General features: G+C 36.4%; 13 protein-coding genes and 1 pseudogene. 1 reads left to right on the top strand and 13 read right to left on the bottom strand.

Going from position 1 to position 18,426, the window contains the following annotated elements; genetic code table 11:
• The 11 genes from MW695_RS11480 to MW695_RS11430 all read right to left on the bottom strand — a co-directional run bounded on the left by MW695_RS11480 (position 1) and on the right by MW695_RS11430 (position 16,844).
• Positions 1–771 (bottom strand): ABC transporter ATP-binding protein, encoded by a 771-nt coding sequence (locus MW695_RS11480; RefSeq protein ID WP_247105456.1) that lies wholly within the window; start codon positions 769–771, stop codon positions 1–3.
• A complete protein-coding gene (locus MW695_RS11475) occupies positions 758–1,744 on the bottom strand; it encodes a FecCD family ABC transporter permease (RefSeq protein ID WP_247105490.1) in 987 nt (328 codons plus the stop codon). The genes MW695_RS11480 and MW695_RS11475 overlap by 14 nt, the downstream gene beginning before the upstream one ends.
• A 19-nt stretch (positions 1,745–1,763) precedes the next feature.
• Positions 1,764–2,681: a heme ABC transporter substrate-binding protein IsdE gene (gene isdE / locus MW695_RS11470; RefSeq protein ID WP_483299856.1), complete on the bottom strand. Its 918-nt coding sequence runs from the start codon at positions 2,679–2,681 to the stop codon at positions 1,764–1,766.
• A gap of 137 nt (positions 2,682–2,818) precedes the next feature.
• On the bottom strand, positions 2,819–4,885 hold the full coding sequence (locus MW695_RS11465) for an NEAT domain-containing protein (protein WP_247105455.1): 2,067 nt from the start codon (positions 4,883–4,885) through the stop codon (positions 2,819–2,821).
• Between the two features lie 15 nt (positions 4,886–4,900).
• A complete protein-coding gene (gene isdC, locus MW695_RS11460) occupies positions 4,901–5,575 on the bottom strand; it encodes a heme uptake protein IsdC (RefSeq protein ID WP_247105454.1) in 675 nt (224 codons plus the stop codon).
• 368 nt (positions 5,576–5,943) lie between these two features.
• Positions 5,944–6,600, bottom strand: a complete 657-nt coding sequence (locus MW695_RS11455; protein WP_247105453.1) for an RlpA-like double-psi beta-barrel domain-containing protein — start codon at positions 6,598–6,600, stop codon at positions 5,944–5,946.
• 295 nt (positions 6,601–6,895) lie between these two features.
• Positions 6,896–8,776, bottom strand: coding sequence for a molecular chaperone HtpG (htpG, locus tag MW695_RS11450; RefSeq protein ID WP_247105452.1), 1,881 nt, complete (start codon positions 8,774–8,776; stop codon positions 6,896–6,898).
• Between the two features lie 409 nt (positions 8,777–9,185).
• Positions 9,186–12,614: a glycosyl hydrolase 115 family protein gene (locus MW695_RS11445; protein ID WP_247105451.1), complete on the bottom strand. Its 3,429-nt coding sequence runs from the start codon at positions 12,612–12,614 to the stop codon at positions 9,186–9,188.
• 814 nt (positions 12,615–13,428) lie between these two features.
• Positions 13,429–14,292, bottom strand: coding sequence for a 5'-3' exonuclease (locus MW695_RS11440; RefSeq protein ID WP_247105450.1), 864 nt, complete (start codon positions 14,290–14,292; stop codon positions 13,429–13,431).
• 78 nt (positions 14,293–14,370) lie between these two features.
• Entirely contained in the window at positions 14,371–15,852 is a 1,482-nt protein-coding gene (zwf, locus tag MW695_RS11435) for a glucose-6-phosphate dehydrogenase (protein WP_247105449.1), read from the bottom strand.
• Between the two features lie 299 nt (positions 15,853–16,151).
• Positions 16,152–16,844 carry a class I SAM-dependent methyltransferase gene (locus tag MW695_RS11430; protein ID WP_247105448.1) on the bottom strand — a complete coding sequence of 231 codons (693 nt, stop codon included), beginning with the start codon at positions 16,842–16,844 and terminating at the stop codon, positions 16,152–16,154.
• A 140-nt stretch (positions 16,845–16,984) separates the two neighbouring features.
• Here MW695_RS11430 and MW695_RS11425 point away from each other — a divergent pair, with 140 nt between their 5' ends.
• Positions 16,985–17,218, top strand: a complete 234-nt coding sequence (locus MW695_RS11425) for a hypothetical protein (protein WP_252120741.1) — start codon at positions 16,985–16,987, stop codon at positions 17,216–17,218.
• A gap of 229 nt (positions 17,219–17,447) precedes the next feature.
• Here the strand turns inward: MW695_RS11425 and MW695_RS23205 are convergent.
• Positions 17,448–17,522, bottom strand: a pseudogene (locus MW695_RS23205) (YjcZ family sporulation protein); the annotation flags it as partial.
• 218 nt (positions 17,523–17,740) lie between these two features.
• Positions 17,741–18,370, bottom strand: a complete 630-nt coding sequence (locus MW695_RS11415) for a CAP domain-containing protein (protein ID WP_247105446.1) — start codon at positions 18,368–18,370, stop codon at positions 17,741–17,743.
• Positions 18,371–18,426: the final 56 nt, after the last annotated feature.

The following is an 18,426-nucleotide window of genomic DNA, read 5'->3' as shown; positions in this document are numbered from 1 at the left end:
TTAAACTCCTATTGGTACGATATAGAGCCCTGCATCTTTATCCGATTTCATTAGTACATCTAATCTATAAATTTCCTTAATGATTTGCTCATTCATCACTTCAGCAGGTTTACCATGTTTAACAATGGCTCCATCTTTCATGATAATTAGTTGATCACTATATTTAATAGCTTGATTCAAATCATGTAAAACCATAACAATCGTCATGCTATTTAATTGATTCAATTGAGTAATTAATTCTAGAATTTCATACTGATGAAATAAATCTAAATAAGTTGTCGGTTCATCTAAAAATAAATAATTTGTTTTTTGTGCTAGAGCCATTGCAATCCAAACTCTTTGTCTCTCTCCTCCTGATAATCGATTTAGTACAACATCCTTTTTATCCTCTAAATTCGTGCATTTTAAAGCCCAAGCGATGATATCGTAATCTTCCTTTTGCTTCATTTGCAGTAGCTTTTTATACGGAAGACGACCATATTCTATCAAACGCTCTACTGTCATATCGTTAGGAGCATCATTTTGTTGATGAACAACAGCAATTTTACGAGCAAATTCTTTTGTTGAGTATAGTGAGATGTTCTTTCCGTCTAATAGCATTTCACCTTTCCCCGGTGTTAAATGCCGTGACATCAATTGTAGTAATGTTGATTTCCCAGAACCATTTGGACCAATGATAGTCGTGATTTGTCCTTTTGGTACTGTCATAGATATGTCACTTAACGTTTTAATACGCTGTTGATATGAGTAGTCAACATTACGAATTTCCATGAATGTGGTCACTCCTTCTTAACAGAAAGATTAAAAACGGCCCACCAATAATCGCCATTATAATTGAAGCGGGTATTTCATTTGGCGCAATAATCGTTCTCCCTAACGTATCAGCAAGAAGTAACAATAATGCACCAGCTACAGCTGAAAATGGAATGAGCCATTTATGGTCTGATCCGACAAAATATCTTGATATGTGTGGGATAAGTAAACCAATGAAAGCAATCAAGCCAGCTACTGCAGTAGAAGCAGCAGCTAGAAGAACAGCTACAGCTGAAACAAACACTCTTGATCGAATCACCGAAACTCCTAAATTCTTTACCGTTTTATCTTGTAAAGCTAATACATTACATGTTGCAAAAAGCACTACAGCACATACAAGGCCAATTGATCCAAAACTAACCATCATTTCAACATCGCGCCATGTTCTCATCGCTAAAGTCGAGGTTGTTGTCGGACTAATACTTGTTACTGTATAGCTACCTCGATAATTAAACGTATCACTTAACCCACTAAAGACGGCATTAATCGCGACACCAACTAGAATCATGCGCACAGGACTTAAACCCGATTTCCATGAAAAGAGATACACGAGAATACAAGCTATAGCACCTCCTATAAATGCAAATAGTGGTGACCAAAAGTAAAGCGTTGGAAAGAAACTAACAGCTAATATCGAGGTAAACCCCGCACCTGCAGATATTCCGATGATGCCAGAATCAGCTAGTGGATTTCTCATAACAGCCTGTAGTAGAGTACCTGCTACAGCTAATGCAGCACCTGCAAACATAGCAATAATAATGCGAGGTAATCTAAGGTCTTTTATTACCTGTACTTCTTCATTTGTACCAGAAATCAATCCACTAATGAGTTCATTCATTCCCACCTGAATACTACCCGTAATAGCGGAATAAATTGCGACCACTAAGAGCAATACAGTTACTAAGATCATGCTGACTATTTTTTTTCTCATCATACGATTCTACCTCATTTTATTCTGGATATAACATGTCATAGAGAACATCCATAGCTTCAATGACAGCTAAGTTACCTGTTGTTGGAAACAACTCTTCTTCTAAGTCATATACTCGATCGTCTTGGACTGCTTTAAAATGCTTCCAAATATCATTTGTTGCAAATTCTTCATCAAACATTTCAACAACCTCATCTGGCATTCCGTGAGCAGCTCGTAAAATGATATCTGGGTTTGCTTGTTGGAGATATTCTGTATTAGAAGCTAAATACTCGACATCCTCACCCGCAACAATATTTACTCCTCCAGCTCTCTTCACTAAGTCACCTATGTAAGAATGTTCAGTAGCAACTAAATAACTTCCAGGTACCCCCATTAAAATTAATACGGTTTGTTCCTCGTTACCTTGTGCTTTCTCTTCAATGACCTGAAACTGATCATGAATCGTTGAAATCAGCTCAGTCGCTTCTTCCTCTCTATTAAAACGTTCAGCGATAAATTGAATTTCTGAGAGCATCTCATCAACACTTTGAAAATTTAAAAAGGTTACAGGGAGATCCACAGCTTCAAATATATCTTCTAAATCTGTTTGTAATGTTGTTACAGACATAACATCAGTCGGCTGCAGTGACTTAACTAATTCCATATCTGGATTCATCGGATTTCCTACCTGCTGTACTCCATCATATCTTCCAGGAAGATCTTTATAGCTAGTTGGAATTCCAACTAAATCAATTTCCAATGCATCAAAAATTTCAGTTGCTGCAACAGTTGTGGAAACAATGCGATGCACCTCTTCGATCTGTTCATCTATTTCTTTGGACGCTGTCATCGTCTGATCAGATTTTGTGTGTTCTTCATTTGGTGGTTCTTCATTTGCGCAGCCAACAACCATAAGTAGTGTTGCTATCATTACAAACCATTTCATGTTTTTCACGATTCTTTCCACCTCTATTCATAAACCTTTGAAATGAAAGAGAGGCATTATCAAAAGAATGATTTTATTCTTTTGCAATACCTCCACTCTCTTAAGCTATCAAGCTTTCAATCTAACGCTTTTCAATAGATAATATGTTACAATGTTCCGAGACGATACTTACGGAAAAGCCAAATTCCTGACGTTAACATTAACAGTATCAACCCACCAATCATAGCTCTGTCTGCAGTTTTCGCGTTGGTTTCTTGATTTGTTGATGGATCATTCTTATCATTGTCGTGATCTTGCCCATCACGATTAATCGTTAAATCGTCAACATCCTTATTAGTTGAATTATTGTTATTGTTATTGTTATGTTCGTTTTCTCCGTTCGTATCGTCTTCATTCGATGTATTCTCATCAAATACTTCCATACTCTCTAGGTCGAAGGCAATTTGAACCTCATATTTACCATCATATAAAAATGGTTCTTCAAAATAGACCTCTGTATACGCATGTAATAACTGCGATAAATCCTCTACTTCAAATTGTACGGTTCTCGTATTTTCACTTGAATCTTCTGAAACAACTTCTACATCAACATAGTTACCATTCTTTTCTGTTTGAAATACTTTAATCCAATCACTATGTGTTAAAGTCATTTCAACTGTTTGTGTATCTCCTTCGATCATTAGGTGAGCTGGCTTCACTGTATACTCATCCATGACAGAAATATCTGTTGTTTGATTTTTGTAAACAGTAAAGTCAATTGTATATGTGCCTTCATCAAACTCATCATCTTCGTTTTCGATCACACCATCATCATGATTGCCGTCTTCATTTTCATCTATTTCTTCTTCATTAGACTCTTCGTTTTCTTCTTCATGATTTTGAACTAATTGTGCGGACTCCTCATCTAACACGATACGGAACGATTGGGTATTGCTATAGTTTGCTGCAGCTACATACATATCTACTTCTGCTGCTATCTCCGTTACCGCATTTATATCATACGTTACAACTCTTGATAGCTCTTCTTCATTCTCACTTTCTACTGTCCCACTTTTGAACTCTCCGTTATGCAGCAAGCGTACATCCGTTAATTCTTGTCCTTCTCTCTCTTGAATTTCAAGTGTTAAGGACATATTCTCTCCTGCTACTGAGAGAGTTGCGGGGTTCGTTAAATACCCTGCCATTGCTGATGCACGGTCTTCCGTTGCATGTAGAGCTTCAAAATCAATCGTATATGTCCCATCTGCTAATTGAAGGTCGTTTGCTTCATCACCTTCATTTTCATTTGATTCTTCTTCATTAGACTCTTCGTCTTCATTGCTCCCTTCATCTTCTTGAAGCAGTTGTGCGGACTCCTCATCTAATACGATACGGAATGATTGGGTATTGCTATAGTTTGCTGCAGCTACATACATATCTACTTCTGCTGCTATCTCAGCTACCGCATTTATATCATACGTTACAACTCTTGATAGCTCTTCTTCATTCTCACTTTCTACTGTCCCACTTTTGTACTCTCCATTATGCAGCAAGCGTACATCCGTTAATTCTTGTCCTTCTCTCTCTTGAATTTCAAGTGTTAAGGACACATTCTCTCCTGCTACTGAGAGAGTTGCGGGGTTCGTTAAATACCCTGCCATTGCTGATGCACGGTCTTCCGTTGCATGTAGAGCTTCAAAATCAATCGTATATGTCCCATCTGCTAATTCAAGTGCAGGTACAGGCTCAGGTAACTCCTCTAATTCAACAACCTCAAGTGAATCTTCATCAAAAGTGATTTGAACAACATATTCATTGTCATAATTGATGAATGGAATAACTACATGTGTAAATACATCAAGCTTTGATGATAAATTGGTAACAGTGAAACGAACGACACGAGTATCCTCTTCCTCATTTTCTGAAATGACTTCCGCGTCTGTAAAAGTTCCGTTTATATCTGTTTGGAACACTTTAATCCAATCACTACTCGTAAGTGTCAAATCAACCGTTAATTCATCGTCACTGACATATAATGAAGCTGGCTTTTCAGTATATCCGTCCATAACAGAAGTTTCATCTGTTCCATCTTTTAAAACTGAAAAATGAATCTCGTACTCACCATTTTGAAGTGTTTGACCTTCAGTTTCAGCAACTGCGATCGAACTAAATGATGAGAAAATCAATAAAAATATTAAACTAAGAATGGTCAATTGTTTGAATTTTAATTTCATTATTTTTTAACTCCTTTATGGTCTTCCTAAAGCATGGACTCTTTTAACTAAAATGAAACCGAATACGATTGTAACGAGTACATATAACCAAATAAATGACTGATCACTCGTTTGTGGATTTGCTTCTTGATTCGTTGCTCCCCCTTGAGCTCCATTTTCATCGTCATCCTCTGTCTGAGCTACTGATCCATTATTTTCTTCTTGCTCACCTTCTGATTCGCTTTGTACACTTACCGGATTGATTTGATTCAAATCAAAATCAAAACGAACTGTGTAGCTATGGTCATAATTGATGTCCTCTACAATAACATGAATGTGTGAGGCTAATGGACTTGATAGGTCATCAACGGGAAATTGTACAACTCGTTTATCGGCTGCATCGTCTGTTCGGATAACATTTACATCCTGATAGCTACCGCTTACCGGTGTCTTAAATTCAGTAATCCATGAGCTATGGTTTAGTGTCATCTCAAGTTTCATTTGTCCATTCTCAACATAGAGTGCTGCTGGTTTCTCCCAATAATCGTTTGCTATTGAAGCAGAATCATTATCAGCATGTAAAACCGTGTACCCAATCGTATATGTACCATCCTCAAGATCAGGAGATGCAAATACTTGGAACGGAATCATGAACAAAGCGATGAATGTAAGCAACAATAGTAGTTTCATAGAAATCTTTTTTAATGGCATTCTCTTTCTCCTTTTCCTCGATTGTTGCTATTGATTATTATTATCAATAACACCTACAAAAAAAGTTCGCATTGCAGCATACGAATCCCGATATCGATTATTATTCTCAATTAGACAGTATAAAAAAATGACTTGCTTATGAAAATATGTGCTGTCACAATTCTACTTAATCTCACCCCTCCTCTACAAATACAAGCCTTCCTTTCGAACGATCACTTCCTCTCTAATATGTATTCGAATCTATATTAACGAACAATGAAAATTTTGTCAATCATAAACAATGATGATTTCATTATTTTCATGCTAAATTAAAACACTGATAAAGGGAAATAATACCTTCTCAGTGTTCACACAATGATATATTGAGCTTATTCATTTAACTCTTGAAGATCGAACGATATCACACGATTTGTTGTCGGATTATAATTGACTTTTGCTTGTACTCGTATTGATTCCTGAGGCGATTGTAACATTAATTCATAGGTTCTCCTAACATGAGATGTATCGATCGCTTCTTCCTCCATTAATTCCTCGTTGATTACTTGGTAGTTTGGAAAAGCACTTTGAACAATTCTTTGCAAATACGGGCTCCATGGATCCTCTTCTATAGGAGTTATTGACGTTATGTCTACAGGGATAAGACCTTCGTCCAATTGTGCTCCTAATGCTTCAAATGCTTGACGATGTAAATTAATTCGATTTGACGGGAAATTCGGTACTGTATCGACTATTATGACCGTTAACTCACGTTGGTTATTTCGATTACGAACTCTTAATGTATCTCCACATCGATAAGTTGATTGTTCACTTACTGCAGCTGTCATAGATTGATTCATAGTCCACGGTAAACCACATTGAGTTGTTGGCCCTCCATTTGTCCAAGTCGCATCACCTGAAATCGTTTGCTCCCTCCAACTATTGCTGAATTGATGCTGTGGTAGATGACGATATGGAGAATATGAATGTCTCATTGGTTCGTATTGAACAACTGGGTAAGCATAAGGATTGTAGCCATTTACATACACACTAAATTCCTCCTATCCTCACTTATGTCTTTCCACCATAGCCTATGTTCGTAGGAGCTTAACCTGTGACAGTTAAATGCAAAATATAAGTTTTAAATCATTAACCTAAAAAGAAAAATCAGCTTTTACGTAGCCACTAAAAATACAAATCAACTTTTTCAGTGGTACGATAAATCCACCCGTAGCAAACATTTCAAGATAGGCAACGGTTTCGTACATTTCTTAAAAGGGCACCGAAAAAGTTAAAAAACAAACTTTTTCAGTGCCCTCGCTTTTGCTACTTTTTCTCCGTCATTTATACCATTACTTTACACATGTCGTTCGTGAATTCTACTGGATCTTGAACAGGTAATCCCTCAATTAAAAGTGCTTGATTATATAGTAAATTCGTGTATAGCTTTAGTTTTTCCTCATCTTGCTCAAATGCCTTTTGTAATGAATGAAAGACATCATGATTAACATTGATTTCTAACACTTTATCCGCTTCAATATTTTGGTTATTATCGGGCATCGACTTTAATACTTTTTCCATTTCGATTGACAGTTCACCTTCAGTAGCAAAGCACACTGGATGCGTTCTTAGACGTTTTGAGACACGTACATCCTTTACTTTACTAGAAAGCAATGATTTCATTTTATCGAATAATTCTTTATGATTTTGCTCATTCTCTTCTGAATTATTTGACTCTTCATCTTCAATGCCTAGATCACCACTAGCAACGGATTTAAACTCTTTTTCTTTATAGCTCGCTAACATTTTAATCGCAAATTCATCCACATCTTCCGTAAAGTATAATACTTCATACCCTTTATCCTTCACAGCTTCGATTTGCGGTAATTTCTCAATCCGATCATAGGATTCACCTGTTGCATAATATATATATTTCTGCTCCTCAGGCATTCGTGAAACATACTCATCCAACGTCACCTGCTTTTTTTCTATAGAAGAATAGAACATTAATAAGTCCTGTAGCACTTCTTTATTTGCTCCATAATCCGAATATACGCCATATTTTAATTGTCGGCCAAATGACTCATAAAACTTCTCATACTTTTCACGATCATTTTTCAACAACGTTAGCAGCTGACTCTTAATTTTATTTTTTATATTTTTGGCAATGAGCTTTAATTGGCGATCATGCTGCAAAATTTCACGAGAAATATTGAGAGATAAATCCTCAGAGTCAACCATCCCTTTTACAAAACTAAAATAGTCTGGGAGTAAATCAGAGCATTTATCCATTATAAGCACACCACTTGAATATAACTCTAGCCCTTTTTCAAATTCTTTAGAGTAAAAATCAAATGGAATCGTTTCTGGAATATATAAAATTGAATGGTATCGAACAGCACCATCTACACTAATATGAATGTGCTTCAAAGGCTTATCAAAACCATAATGCTTCTCTTGATAAAAGTTTTCATAATCCTCATCAGTTAATTCGCTTTTATTTTTGCGCCAAATTGGAACCATGCTATTAACCGTTTTTTCTTCTGAATACTCTTCCCATTCATCTTCACTATCTTCTTTTTTATGTCGTTCAATAATGTCCATTTTAATTGGGTAACGGATAAAATCAGAATATTTCTTAATAATTGACTTTAAACGATACTCTTCAAGAAACTCATCGTAATTTTCTTCCTCTGTATTTTCTTTAATCGTTAACGTAATAACTGTCCCGATTGAATCTTTTTCCGCTGGCGCAATTGTGTAACCATCTACACCGTCTGATTCCCATTTGTAAGCTTGATCACTATCAATTGATTTACTAATGACCGTTAATTTATCAGCTACCATGAAGGCCGAATAAAACCCAACACCAAACTGACCAATAATATCATGGCCATCTTTAATTTCGTTTTCACTTTTAAATGCTAAAGAACCACTCTTAGCAATCGTTCCTAAATGAGTCTCAAGCTCATCCTCAGTCATACCAATTCCAGTATCCGTTACTGTTAATGTTCGTTCGTCTTTATTAAATTCAACCTTTATGTAATAATCTTCCTGTTCAAATCGAATAGATTCATCCGTTAATGCTTTATAATACATCTTATCAATAGCATCACTTGCGTTCGAAATTAATTCCCGAAGAAAAATTTCTTTTTGCGTGTAAATAGAATTAATCATCATTTCTAACAGACGTTTTGATTCTGCTTGAAACTGTTTCTTTGCCATTATTCATTACCCCTTTCAGTTGTCTATTAGCACTCGAATACATAGAGTGCTAACACTAATGTTTTTTTACCATATTTTCGCTTACACGTCAACGCCTTCACTCGGATAAGAATGTAAAATCTCACTTCTACTAGAAAGAGTTTCACCTTTTAAAGAAGCTGAAAGATACGCAAAATCCTGCTGGATGAAAGGGAGTCCACTTCGAATTTTTACGTATCTTTGGTTGGACTATCAATGGCTTCACACGTTGCGCGCTTGATACAAGAAGCCCACTCGCATCAAGCTTTCAAAACAGACAGCGGTTTCGAACATTGCTTAAGGGACACCAAAAAAGTTGAGAACCAAACTTTTTCAGTGCCCTTGCGTAGCATGAGGAAGTTTTAGCTTTCCGCGAAAGGCGAAGTATATTTTATGATAGGACAAAATTTTTATTGAATTGATATTCCTTTTTACTCTTTTGATCAAGCAAAGTGATTTTCAATTGAAATTGTGTGTGTTGTTGGCGGTCAAATATAAGATTATGCATTTCCTTTGCTGATCTAGCTAATCTTCCTTTAAGTACAGAAACCCCTAATGACTGACTATTTTGATTCTTTAGTTCTACTCTTAGTGTATATAAATGAGAATAGTGATCAGAATTGTATAATGATGTTTGTACAATTATTTGATCATCCTGCTCCGGATCGATTCGAATAGTTGGTTTTATTTTAATAACATCTTCATCTTCTAACTTCGCTTTTATGTTCTGAACTGAAACATCACCCTTAACCTCAACTTCATTCATTTTACAATAGCCTGCTTTCAAATACATTTTGAATTTCCTTTGTTCCTGATTCTCGGTAGAAACGATTTCATATTCCTCATCACCTATTACTAATTTTATAGATCCAATACCAACCGTATTTAATTCCATTTCATACGCCCCATCCTTTTCAACGAATAGATCAACAGATTTATAAAAATGAAAAACTTTATCTATTTTTTCTAATCTACCTGGAATGAGATAAGAATCAATAGAGTGACGATTTGCTTGAATTGTATCTATTTTCCCTCCGTAATAGCTTTCAGGTGGTCCTAAATAACTTTTTTTAAGCCCACCTGTGTCAATGACAAGTTTTTGAAGAACAACGATTGGGTCAACCATCCATATTTTAAGCGTATGATACCCCATCTTTTCAATGCAGTGGGTTGTTGTGCTTTTTCTAACATTAACTATTACACTTTGAGCCCAATCCCCTTCATCAAATCCCGTATCTTTGTACTTTATCGCATCGACAATCTGTATTGGCTGATCATCAAATGAAATTCCAAATCGTAAACCTTGGTCTGAAATGAAATTTAACGTAGGCGCAATGAATGTGTGAACGTCTAATTTCCCAGGGTTCGTTAAATAAACTTGATATTCTAAACAAGGTGAATTGTGAGGAGGATGCACACTTGGTGTAGTTACAGGAAAGACAGCCATAGATGATAATGTCCGTCCATAATCAGGGATCACATCCCAACGCGCTTCCTGACTATCTATTTTATTCGTGTAATGCTCCGCTTCAATCGAAATATACCCATCTGTTTCCATAAACCCAACAAGTGACTCACGATTCGGCTCAATTGGATTAAATAGAGTTACGCGTAATTGAACAGCAGAACCTTCTGAACCTGTTACCGTTATAAATGACTCTACATCGTGACCTTTTGGTGCATTCTCCCAATCAATATCTACGACTATTTTCTTTTCCTGGATAATGACTCCTTCTTCGGAATCGATTTTTAGCCAGTTTACGTTAGCTTTTACATTGTACAAAAACGGAGCTGTACCTTTGTTATAAATATCAATCACACGACATTGCCTCGTAAAGGAATTAAAGTGAAGAGCATCGTAATCAGCAATCCCCATTTTCCCTTCCATTTGGGGTTTCATTCGTTTTACAGTCGGCATCGTATTTTGTTCAGGCTGTTGCCAATACGTATACCCTATATGTGTTTGATCCATCATATGATTCCATTTACCGAGAGACGTTCTTTTATTGTAATCAAAGGACAATAAGTGATCCTGTTCAAACAATAACTCCGCTTCTCTTGCTGCAATGTTAGTCGCAATTCGCTCTTGCTTCGCGTATAATTTACTGATCTCAGCTTTAATATGCAGCTCTAGAACTTGTTTAGAAGCCTTCGTCGGATATAAGACAATTTGAAAGAATGGATCCTTTAACGATTCTGGTAGCTTTTCATAAATTTGTTTAGCTAAGTCGGTTATTTCCTGAAAATCCTCCATTACCCTTTCTGCTTCATCATAGTTTAGCAGACTATATAGCTCTACATTGTTTAATTGTTCTGGCTTTAATCGTCCATTAAACTTTGAGTATCGATTAATAATATAAGCAATATCATCTGCATACTCCTCTCCAAAATGTCTCTTCACCCACTCAACACTATATTCCCAACTGTAATCTCGATTAAAATCATTCATATTCCATGCCATGCGTAGGAAATATTCGAGTTGAAATTCCATTGGTTTTAGATCACCAACATTTAATATCCAAATTTGATTAGCTCCATAATGATACGCTTTATGCATTTGCTCCCAAATCTTTTGAAGTGGAACAGAGTTCACCCATTTATACGATCGAGGACCACCTACATAATCCAAATGATAATAAATACCCGCTCCACCTTTTCGTTGCCGTTCCTCTTCTGTAGGAACGCGGCGCAAATTACCAAAGTTATCATCAGCCCATAATAACGTTATGTCATCTGGAACTCGCATTCCATTCTCATAATAATCTTGAACTTCTTTATACAGAGCCCACAACTGAGGTACTTTAGTAACATCTTCATTCATATGTTCAGCAATCATCTTTCTTTGATCAGCTACAATCTTTTGTAACAATTCAATTTTCCCTTGGAAAGAAAGATCTCCTCCCATAGCTTCATCTCCATCACCACGCATCCCTAGTGTTACAACGCTCTCATAGTGCTTGCTTCTTTTGATACCTTCCTCCCAAAATTGATAAAGATATTCTTCATTCAATGCATAATCCCAAGGGCCTTTATTATGTACTTTCCAATCACCATGAGGCCTGAGCATTGGCTCATGATGAGATGTTCCCATCACAACCCCATAATAATCAGCGATTTCAGCATTAAGTGGGTCATCTTCATAAAACGTATTATCCCACATTGCCGGCCAGTGATAATTTGCTTTTAAGCGTAAGGTTAATTCAAAAATTTTCTCGTAAAACTCATGTGTGAAATCTATGTAATTTGTGCGCACCCATTCCATTAACGAAGGACCTTCATCGTTTAGAAAAATACCACGGTACTTAACAGATGGTTCTCCTTGTTTATGTACTCCTTTCTTTACATATATTGTTTCATGCTTAACAATAGGCATATCAGCCCACCAATACCAAGGGGAAACACCCATTTTCTCAGAAAAGTCATATATTCCAAATATGGTCCCACGTTTGTCGCTTCCTGCAATAACCAATGCTTGATCCACGTTAGGAAATGGATTGTCAATTGTTTGAATGACAAATGACTCCCATTTACCAACTAAATCCTGACAATTAAGCTTTTCTGCAGCTATTAATTGATCAATGACATCATTTTTCCCCATTGTACCAATGATTACTACTTTTCCAAACAATTCAGCTTCTTCTTCAACTCTAATAGGATAAACAGAGGTTACTTTTTCCACATCAACTTGCCAATCAGCTGTAGCTCTTATGACTCCTGGATAATCATTTTCAGACAGAAGCACGGATATCTTTTCTTCTCTCGAGATAATCTTCACATTATTAGAAGATGACTCGTATTCAATATAGGATTGCCCAAACATACACTACACTCCTCTTTTTCTTGATAACGGTTACATTTTACTAAAGATTTCAACGCTACAACCTTGCTTTCTAGAAATTCTTCAATTTATACAGTAAAAGTTTTAATTCTCTAAGTAAAAGAGGAATTCCACTAGCCTACTTTCATATCCATTATAAGTCAAATAGTTTATACCTAGATAAGCTCAATACTATTACATATTTTAGGGAAGTTAAAAAAACAACTCTACTAGAATGAGAACTCGCTCCCTGTAGGCAGCCACAAACCTAACTCGCTACGCTAGTGGATTTCTACTAGCCCTATCCTGTGGCCACTGAAAAAGTGCTCGTTTACTTCGGACTTGAAAGGGATCTTTGCCCTCTCTCCCGGGATGGGGGCACGCTTTCCGCAGGCGGGCGTTGAACGAACCGGCTGCGCCGGTGGATTTCAATCTGCCCTTCCCCTGAGGCCGCTGAAAAAGTGAAAATCACACTTTTTCAGCGGCCTCCCTTCCCTCCTGCAGGAGTCGGCCACTCAATCCCGTCTGCTTTAGAGGCCTTCACCTTCATGCCAAGAGGAAAACTTTTCCTATGTCTCATCGTAAGCGCTAAAAATAACCATCTATCATAATATTTTTTCAGATAAATGGTTATTTTCGTTTATTCTTTTAAAGTAGCCTGGATCTTTGAGACTAGCATGTATAGATAACGATATCTGGAAAATCGGTCCGCAGATTCCCGAGGAAAGCCAAGTATCTTTCAGGAGCGATTTATGTACACCGTTCTATATTTTTTCGATTTTCATTTACCAAAACACCTTTGTCCTAGCCTCATCATTTATTTTAAAAAATGGTCAATTCCTTTTAGCTCAAGTTTTGTTATCATATCCATTGCTCGATTACGATCAATATCAAGGTACGCTTCTTCTAATTGACATTCTATCGGTACTTCACAATGTATGGCCGCTAATTTATAACAAATATCAATCATTTCATGATCTGCTTCAATTTTTTTTCGTTGAGCTGGTGTTAATGAAGCGACTTGTTCTTTAATTCCCTCAACATGATCGTATTTTAATAATAATTGCAGAGCGGTTTTCTCTCCAATCCCCTTTACTCCAGGATAGTTATCACTCGTATCCCCCATTAATGCTTTTAACTCAATTAATTGTATCGGTGCGATGCCTTTCTCTAAAATGAAAGATTCCTTTGTATACGTGTGATAATTACCGTATCCTTTTTTTAACAATACGACCGAGACATGGTCATCTAGTAGCTGTAGAATATCTTGATCTCCTGTTAATATGAGCACATCATTTTCTTCTTTCAACTGTTTTGCCAATGTTCCAATACAATCATCTGCTTCATATCCTTCTAAGCCAATGTTTGGAATCGTTAATTCTGACATGACTTCTTTTATTAATTCAAACTGAGGAATTAATTCCAATGGAGGCTCTCCACGATTTGCTTTATAAGGCTCATAAATTTCCGATCGGAATGTTTTACTTCCCATATCCCAACAACAGATCACATGAGTTGGACTAAATTCATTAATGGCCATAAACAAATGCTTCAGACTTCCATGAATAGCATTTGTTGGTGTCCCTTGACTATTAATCATATAATATCCTGACATTGCTGTTGCAAAAAATGACCTAAATAAAAGAGCCATTCCATCCACAAGCATTACTTTTGGTCTCATCTCATTTCTCCTTCTTTTTAATTTAAGCAAAATAATGCTCTAAGGATTATATTAACCCTTAGAGCATTGTCCTTTACTCTAGTCAACATCATCAACGACTGGCCACCATTGGAATCCATCCTTAGATAGTAAATCATCAGAAGCCTGTGGCCCCATCGTTCCTGATTCATAAATAGCTAAATCACTGTGACCATTTGACCAAGATTGGGAAATGGTATCGATATACGTCCAAGATAAGTCAACCTCATCCCAATGGGCAAAGTTTGTTGCATCTCCTAGCATACAATCATAAATTAATCGTTCATATGCTTCTGGAGTATTAGTTGACGCATCGCTATCATTGCTGTATGTTAATTCCACTGGAATAGATCTTCCAGAGCTCCCTACTTTTTTCCCATTCAAATGCAATGTAATCCCCTCATCTGGTTGGATATTAATTTCAAGTAGGTTCGCTTTCAATTCATCATTTTCACTATAATATAGTTTCATTGGACGATTTTTAAATTCAATGACAATTTTCGTTGACTTCGCCTTCATTCGTTTTCCTGTTCGAATATAAAATGGTACACCTGCCCAACGATGATTATCAATAAGAAGCTTAGCTGCGACAAATGTTTCCGTATTTGAATCAGGATCAACATTCTTTTCACTACGATAACCTGTTACTTCTTTTCCATTAACTTTACCAGGTCCGTACTGTCCACGTACAACGTAATCTTGAATTTGATCAAGTGATAGTTTGCGTAAAGCACGGAATACCTTAATCTTCTCACTACGAATTTCGTTAGTCGTTAAACGAATCGGCGGATCCATTGCAAGAAGTGAAACCATTTGAAGCATATGATTTTGTACCATGTCACGCAATGCGCCAGAGTGCTCATAATAGCCACCACGATCCTCAACACCAAGCACTTCACTTGAAGTGACTTGTACATTAGATATGTACTGATTGTTCCACAATGGTTCAAAGATCGCATTCGCAAAGCGAATCACTTCAATATTTTGCACCATCTCTTTGCCCAAATAATGATCGATTCGATATATTTCATTTTCAGAGAACGCTTCTCTTATTTCATTATTTAATTTCTGAGCAGATGGTAAATCATGACCAAATGGTTTTTCAATCATTAATCTTGTCCAACCATTCGTGTTCGTTACTTTTTCTTGCTTCAAATTAACGGCAATCGTGCCAAAATATTGCGGTGACATAGCCATATAGAAAATACGGTTACCTGGTATGTTGTATTTCACTTCAAGTTTTGAAAGCATTAAATCTAACTTTTGATACGATTCTTTATTTGTTACGTCAAATGCTAAATAATAAAAATGAGAACTAAACTCTTCCACTAACTTCGGATCTTCATCCTTTAAAGATTCACTAATCACTTCTCGTAACGTTTCATCAGACCACTGTCTACGAGCGACTCCAACTACGGCAAATTCATTTGAGATTTTGCCAGCTTTAAAAAGCCTGAAAATGGATGGGAAAAGCTTTCTTTTCGCTAAATCTCCTGTCGCTCCAAAAATAACCATTGTCGTTTTAGGGTAATTTGATTCCATTATTTTGCCTCTCTTTTTCTTTAGGACTCTTTTTGATCTGTATTTAAATGTATCGCACTTTACTATGAAAAATCAACTATTCTGATTTTTCATATTCCACTTCATACCCTTAATAACCAAGCTCACATATAGATTATCAATGATTTAATCATAATTATACGGTCTTTCCTCCACCCTTCTGTTAAAAATCATTCTATTTGTCATGATTAAGTTTTTTTATGTCTAAGAATTCATTATTATTCAAAAAATGATAAACCGACTAACGTGAATAGTCAAGAGATTTCTGAAAATTTATACTTTTACTCTTTCTGACAACGCCAAATAGCACTGGTCATTTTAGAACGAAATTTCATTACCAATTTCACGTGCTGTTCTAGTATATCCCATGATTCCTTATCGATCTCATCTGTTAGTTGAAAATCACTAACACTATATTGAGTTCCATCTAGTGATTCTTCTTCAATATGAGTAAACCCCGATTCTTGAAGGATATTGAACCAATCAATTTTTTGATTAAATTGCTTAAATCGATAAAAGCTTTGTAATTGTATTAACTCCTCGTCTGTCATTTGTTCAGTTATGATCATTTCATGCAGGATGAACCTTCCTCCTTTTTTTAAAACACGAAAGCATTCAGAAATAGCCTGCTTATCAGCAAAAGCTAAAACTGACTCTGAGAACACAAAGTCAAACGTCTCATCTCGAAATGGCATTGATTCAACTGAAGCATGTATAGCTTCAATAGATTGATTTTCCAATTGGAATCTTTCCTTTGCACTCAGGAGCATTTCCTCATCTTGATCAATAACAGTTATATTACTATGACTTCTATTATAAATAAATGAAGCACTCACACCTGTACCACACCCAATTTCTAACACCGAATTCTCTTTAGATATCGATTCTTTTCCCACTAGTCTTTTTGTACTATTTATACCCCCTGGATGTGCACTATTAATCGAGATTTTTTTTAACAAATCGTGATAATTCATCGTATCCTCCTCTAACTTTTTCATTTATATATAACCAAAGGCTTTTGTACATTTCACATGACAAATAGGCTTACTCACAAGCAATGTGACAGCTGTGTAATAGGATACATGGAGACACTTACTTGAAAGGGGAAACGATCATGTCCTATTATGAAATGTGTTGTAAATATAAAGGTCAACGAGTTTGCATTACTGATAAGTGCGGAAGAAAACATGTCGGTACCATTACGCATGTCACAAACACCCATGTCTTTATTCAACCTGATAGCTCTGAATTTGGTGGATTCAATTATGGTTACTGGGGATGGGGAGGCTATCCAATTGCTTTCGGCTTTATAGCAGGACTCGCGCTAGCATCATTGTTTTTCTGGTAAAATAAACGGATGTTGGACTGTTTTAATAGCAGGGGACATGGCTAACAATAACCGCTACTTTCCCTTAAAGGAGAAAATTACTCCTTTAAGGGTTTTAACAACCGTAGCGACTTCACACAATGTTTTGATCTGTCTAAAATAAGTCAGATTCATTGATTGTCATCAATTAAAATCCATAACCACCATAACCATATGACGGAGAACCACCATATTCAGTACCTAACCAGCTTGCACCAACGATCACAAGCAATATAAATAAAACAACGATTAACGCAAAACCGCCAGAATAACCTGAAGTGCTCATTTAAATCCTCCTTCATTCTTTGTTAAAGCATCCCTGCTTCACACTCACTAACGTATGAAGAAATAGCTTTTTCTGATTGGGCGAAAGTTAAAAGAGAATGGTATGTTTTCGTCATTAAAAGAGCTTGTGTTAATCTATATGAAGCGAAACAAAAAGAGATTTCCAGAAAATCATAATGATTCTTTCGGAAATCCCTTTTGGAGTATGCAATTGATTCATTACCGTGTTTGAATAAACATTTGCACCCATGCACTATGATAAAATCCTACCCCAATTGCGTCATATTCCGGCTTAAGAATATTTTCTCGGTGGCCAGGAGAATTCATCCAGTCTTGCATTACTTGCTCAGGTGTCGTTTGACCTTTAGCGATATTTTCTCCTGCGGTTCGGTAACTAATACCAAATGAACGGAGCATATCGAATGGTGAGCCGTAGTTAGGGCTAGTATGAGAAAAATAATTTGAGTTAATTAAATCCTCTGCTTTTTTATGGGCGACATGTTTTAGGTCTTGCCTATGATGTAATGAACGCAAACCGACTTTTGCTCGTTCTTGATTGACTAATGCAACCACTTGATCCTCAAACGTACTATGATGCGATGCTTCTGGCTTTAAACGAATGACTTCTCCCACATGCATATTTAAAGGCTCTACATCAGGATTCAATCTCATTAGCTCACGATAGTCTAAACCATAACGTTGTGCAATAAACCAAAAACTGTCTCCACTCGAAACTTTATAATGTGAGAAAGGTGGTTCATTAAATGTCTGCATTTCTGCATTAGCAAAGCAAGGAAGGCAAATGACAAAAGCCATTGCGACTAAAAAACTCAGGCGTAATCTTTTCATGTAAGGATCCCTCCACTAGAAGTCTTTTCTTCCTTAGTTTGCCTTCCTCATCTAAA

This window comes from Halalkalibacter sp. APA_J-10(15), assembly GCF_023017105.1.
Taxonomy (GTDB): Bacteria; Bacillota; Bacilli; order Bacillales; family Bacillaceae_D; genus Halalkalibacter.
The sequence above is the reverse complement of the archived record's forward strand: the minus strand, read 5'-3'. Positions and strand labels throughout refer to the sequence as shown.

What these genes read in the sequence shown, in the direction of transcription:
- MW695_RS11480 (WP_247105456.1), bottom strand. Translation starts at nt 771, where the DNA reads ATGGAAATTCGTAATGTTGACTACTCATATCAACAGCGTATTAAAACG.
- MW695_RS11475 (WP_247105490.1), bottom strand. Translation starts at nt 1,744, where the DNA reads ATGAGAAAAAAAATAGTCAGCATGATCTTAGTAACTGTATTGCTCTTA.
- MW695_RS11465 (WP_247105455.1), bottom strand. Translation starts at nt 4,885, where the DNA reads ATGAAATTAAAATTCAAACAATTGACCATTCTTAGTTTAATATTTTTA.
- isdC (WP_247105454.1), bottom strand. Translation starts at nt 5,575, where the DNA reads ATGCCATTAAAAAAGATTTCTATGAAACTACTATTGTTGCTTACATTC.
- htpG (WP_247105452.1), bottom strand. Translation starts at nt 8,776, where the DNA reads ATGGCAAAGAAACAGTTTCAAGCAGAATCAAAACGTCTGTTAGAAATG.
- MW695_RS11445 (WP_247105451.1), bottom strand. Translation starts at nt 12,614, where the DNA reads ATGTTTGGGCAATCCTATATTGAATACGAGTCATCTTCTAATAATGTG.
- MW695_RS11440 (WP_247105450.1), bottom strand. Translation starts at nt 14,292, where the DNA reads ATGAGACCAAAAGTAATGCTTGTGGATGGAATGGCTCTTTTATTTAGG.
- zwf (WP_247105449.1), bottom strand. Translation starts at nt 15,852, where the DNA reads ATGGAATCAAATTACCCTAAAACGACAATGGTTATTTTTGGAGCGACA.
- MW695_RS11430 (WP_247105448.1), bottom strand. Translation starts at nt 16,844, where the DNA reads ATGAATTATCACGATTTGTTAAAAAAAATCTCGATTAATAGTGCACAT.
- MW695_RS11425 (WP_252120741.1), top strand. Translation starts at nt 16,985, where the DNA reads ATGTCCTATTATGAAATGTGTTGTAAATATAAAGGTCAACGAGTTTGC.
- MW695_RS11415 (WP_247105446.1), bottom strand. Translation starts at nt 18,370, where the DNA reads ATGAAAAGATTACGCCTGAGTTTTTTAGTCGCAATGGCTTTTGTCATT.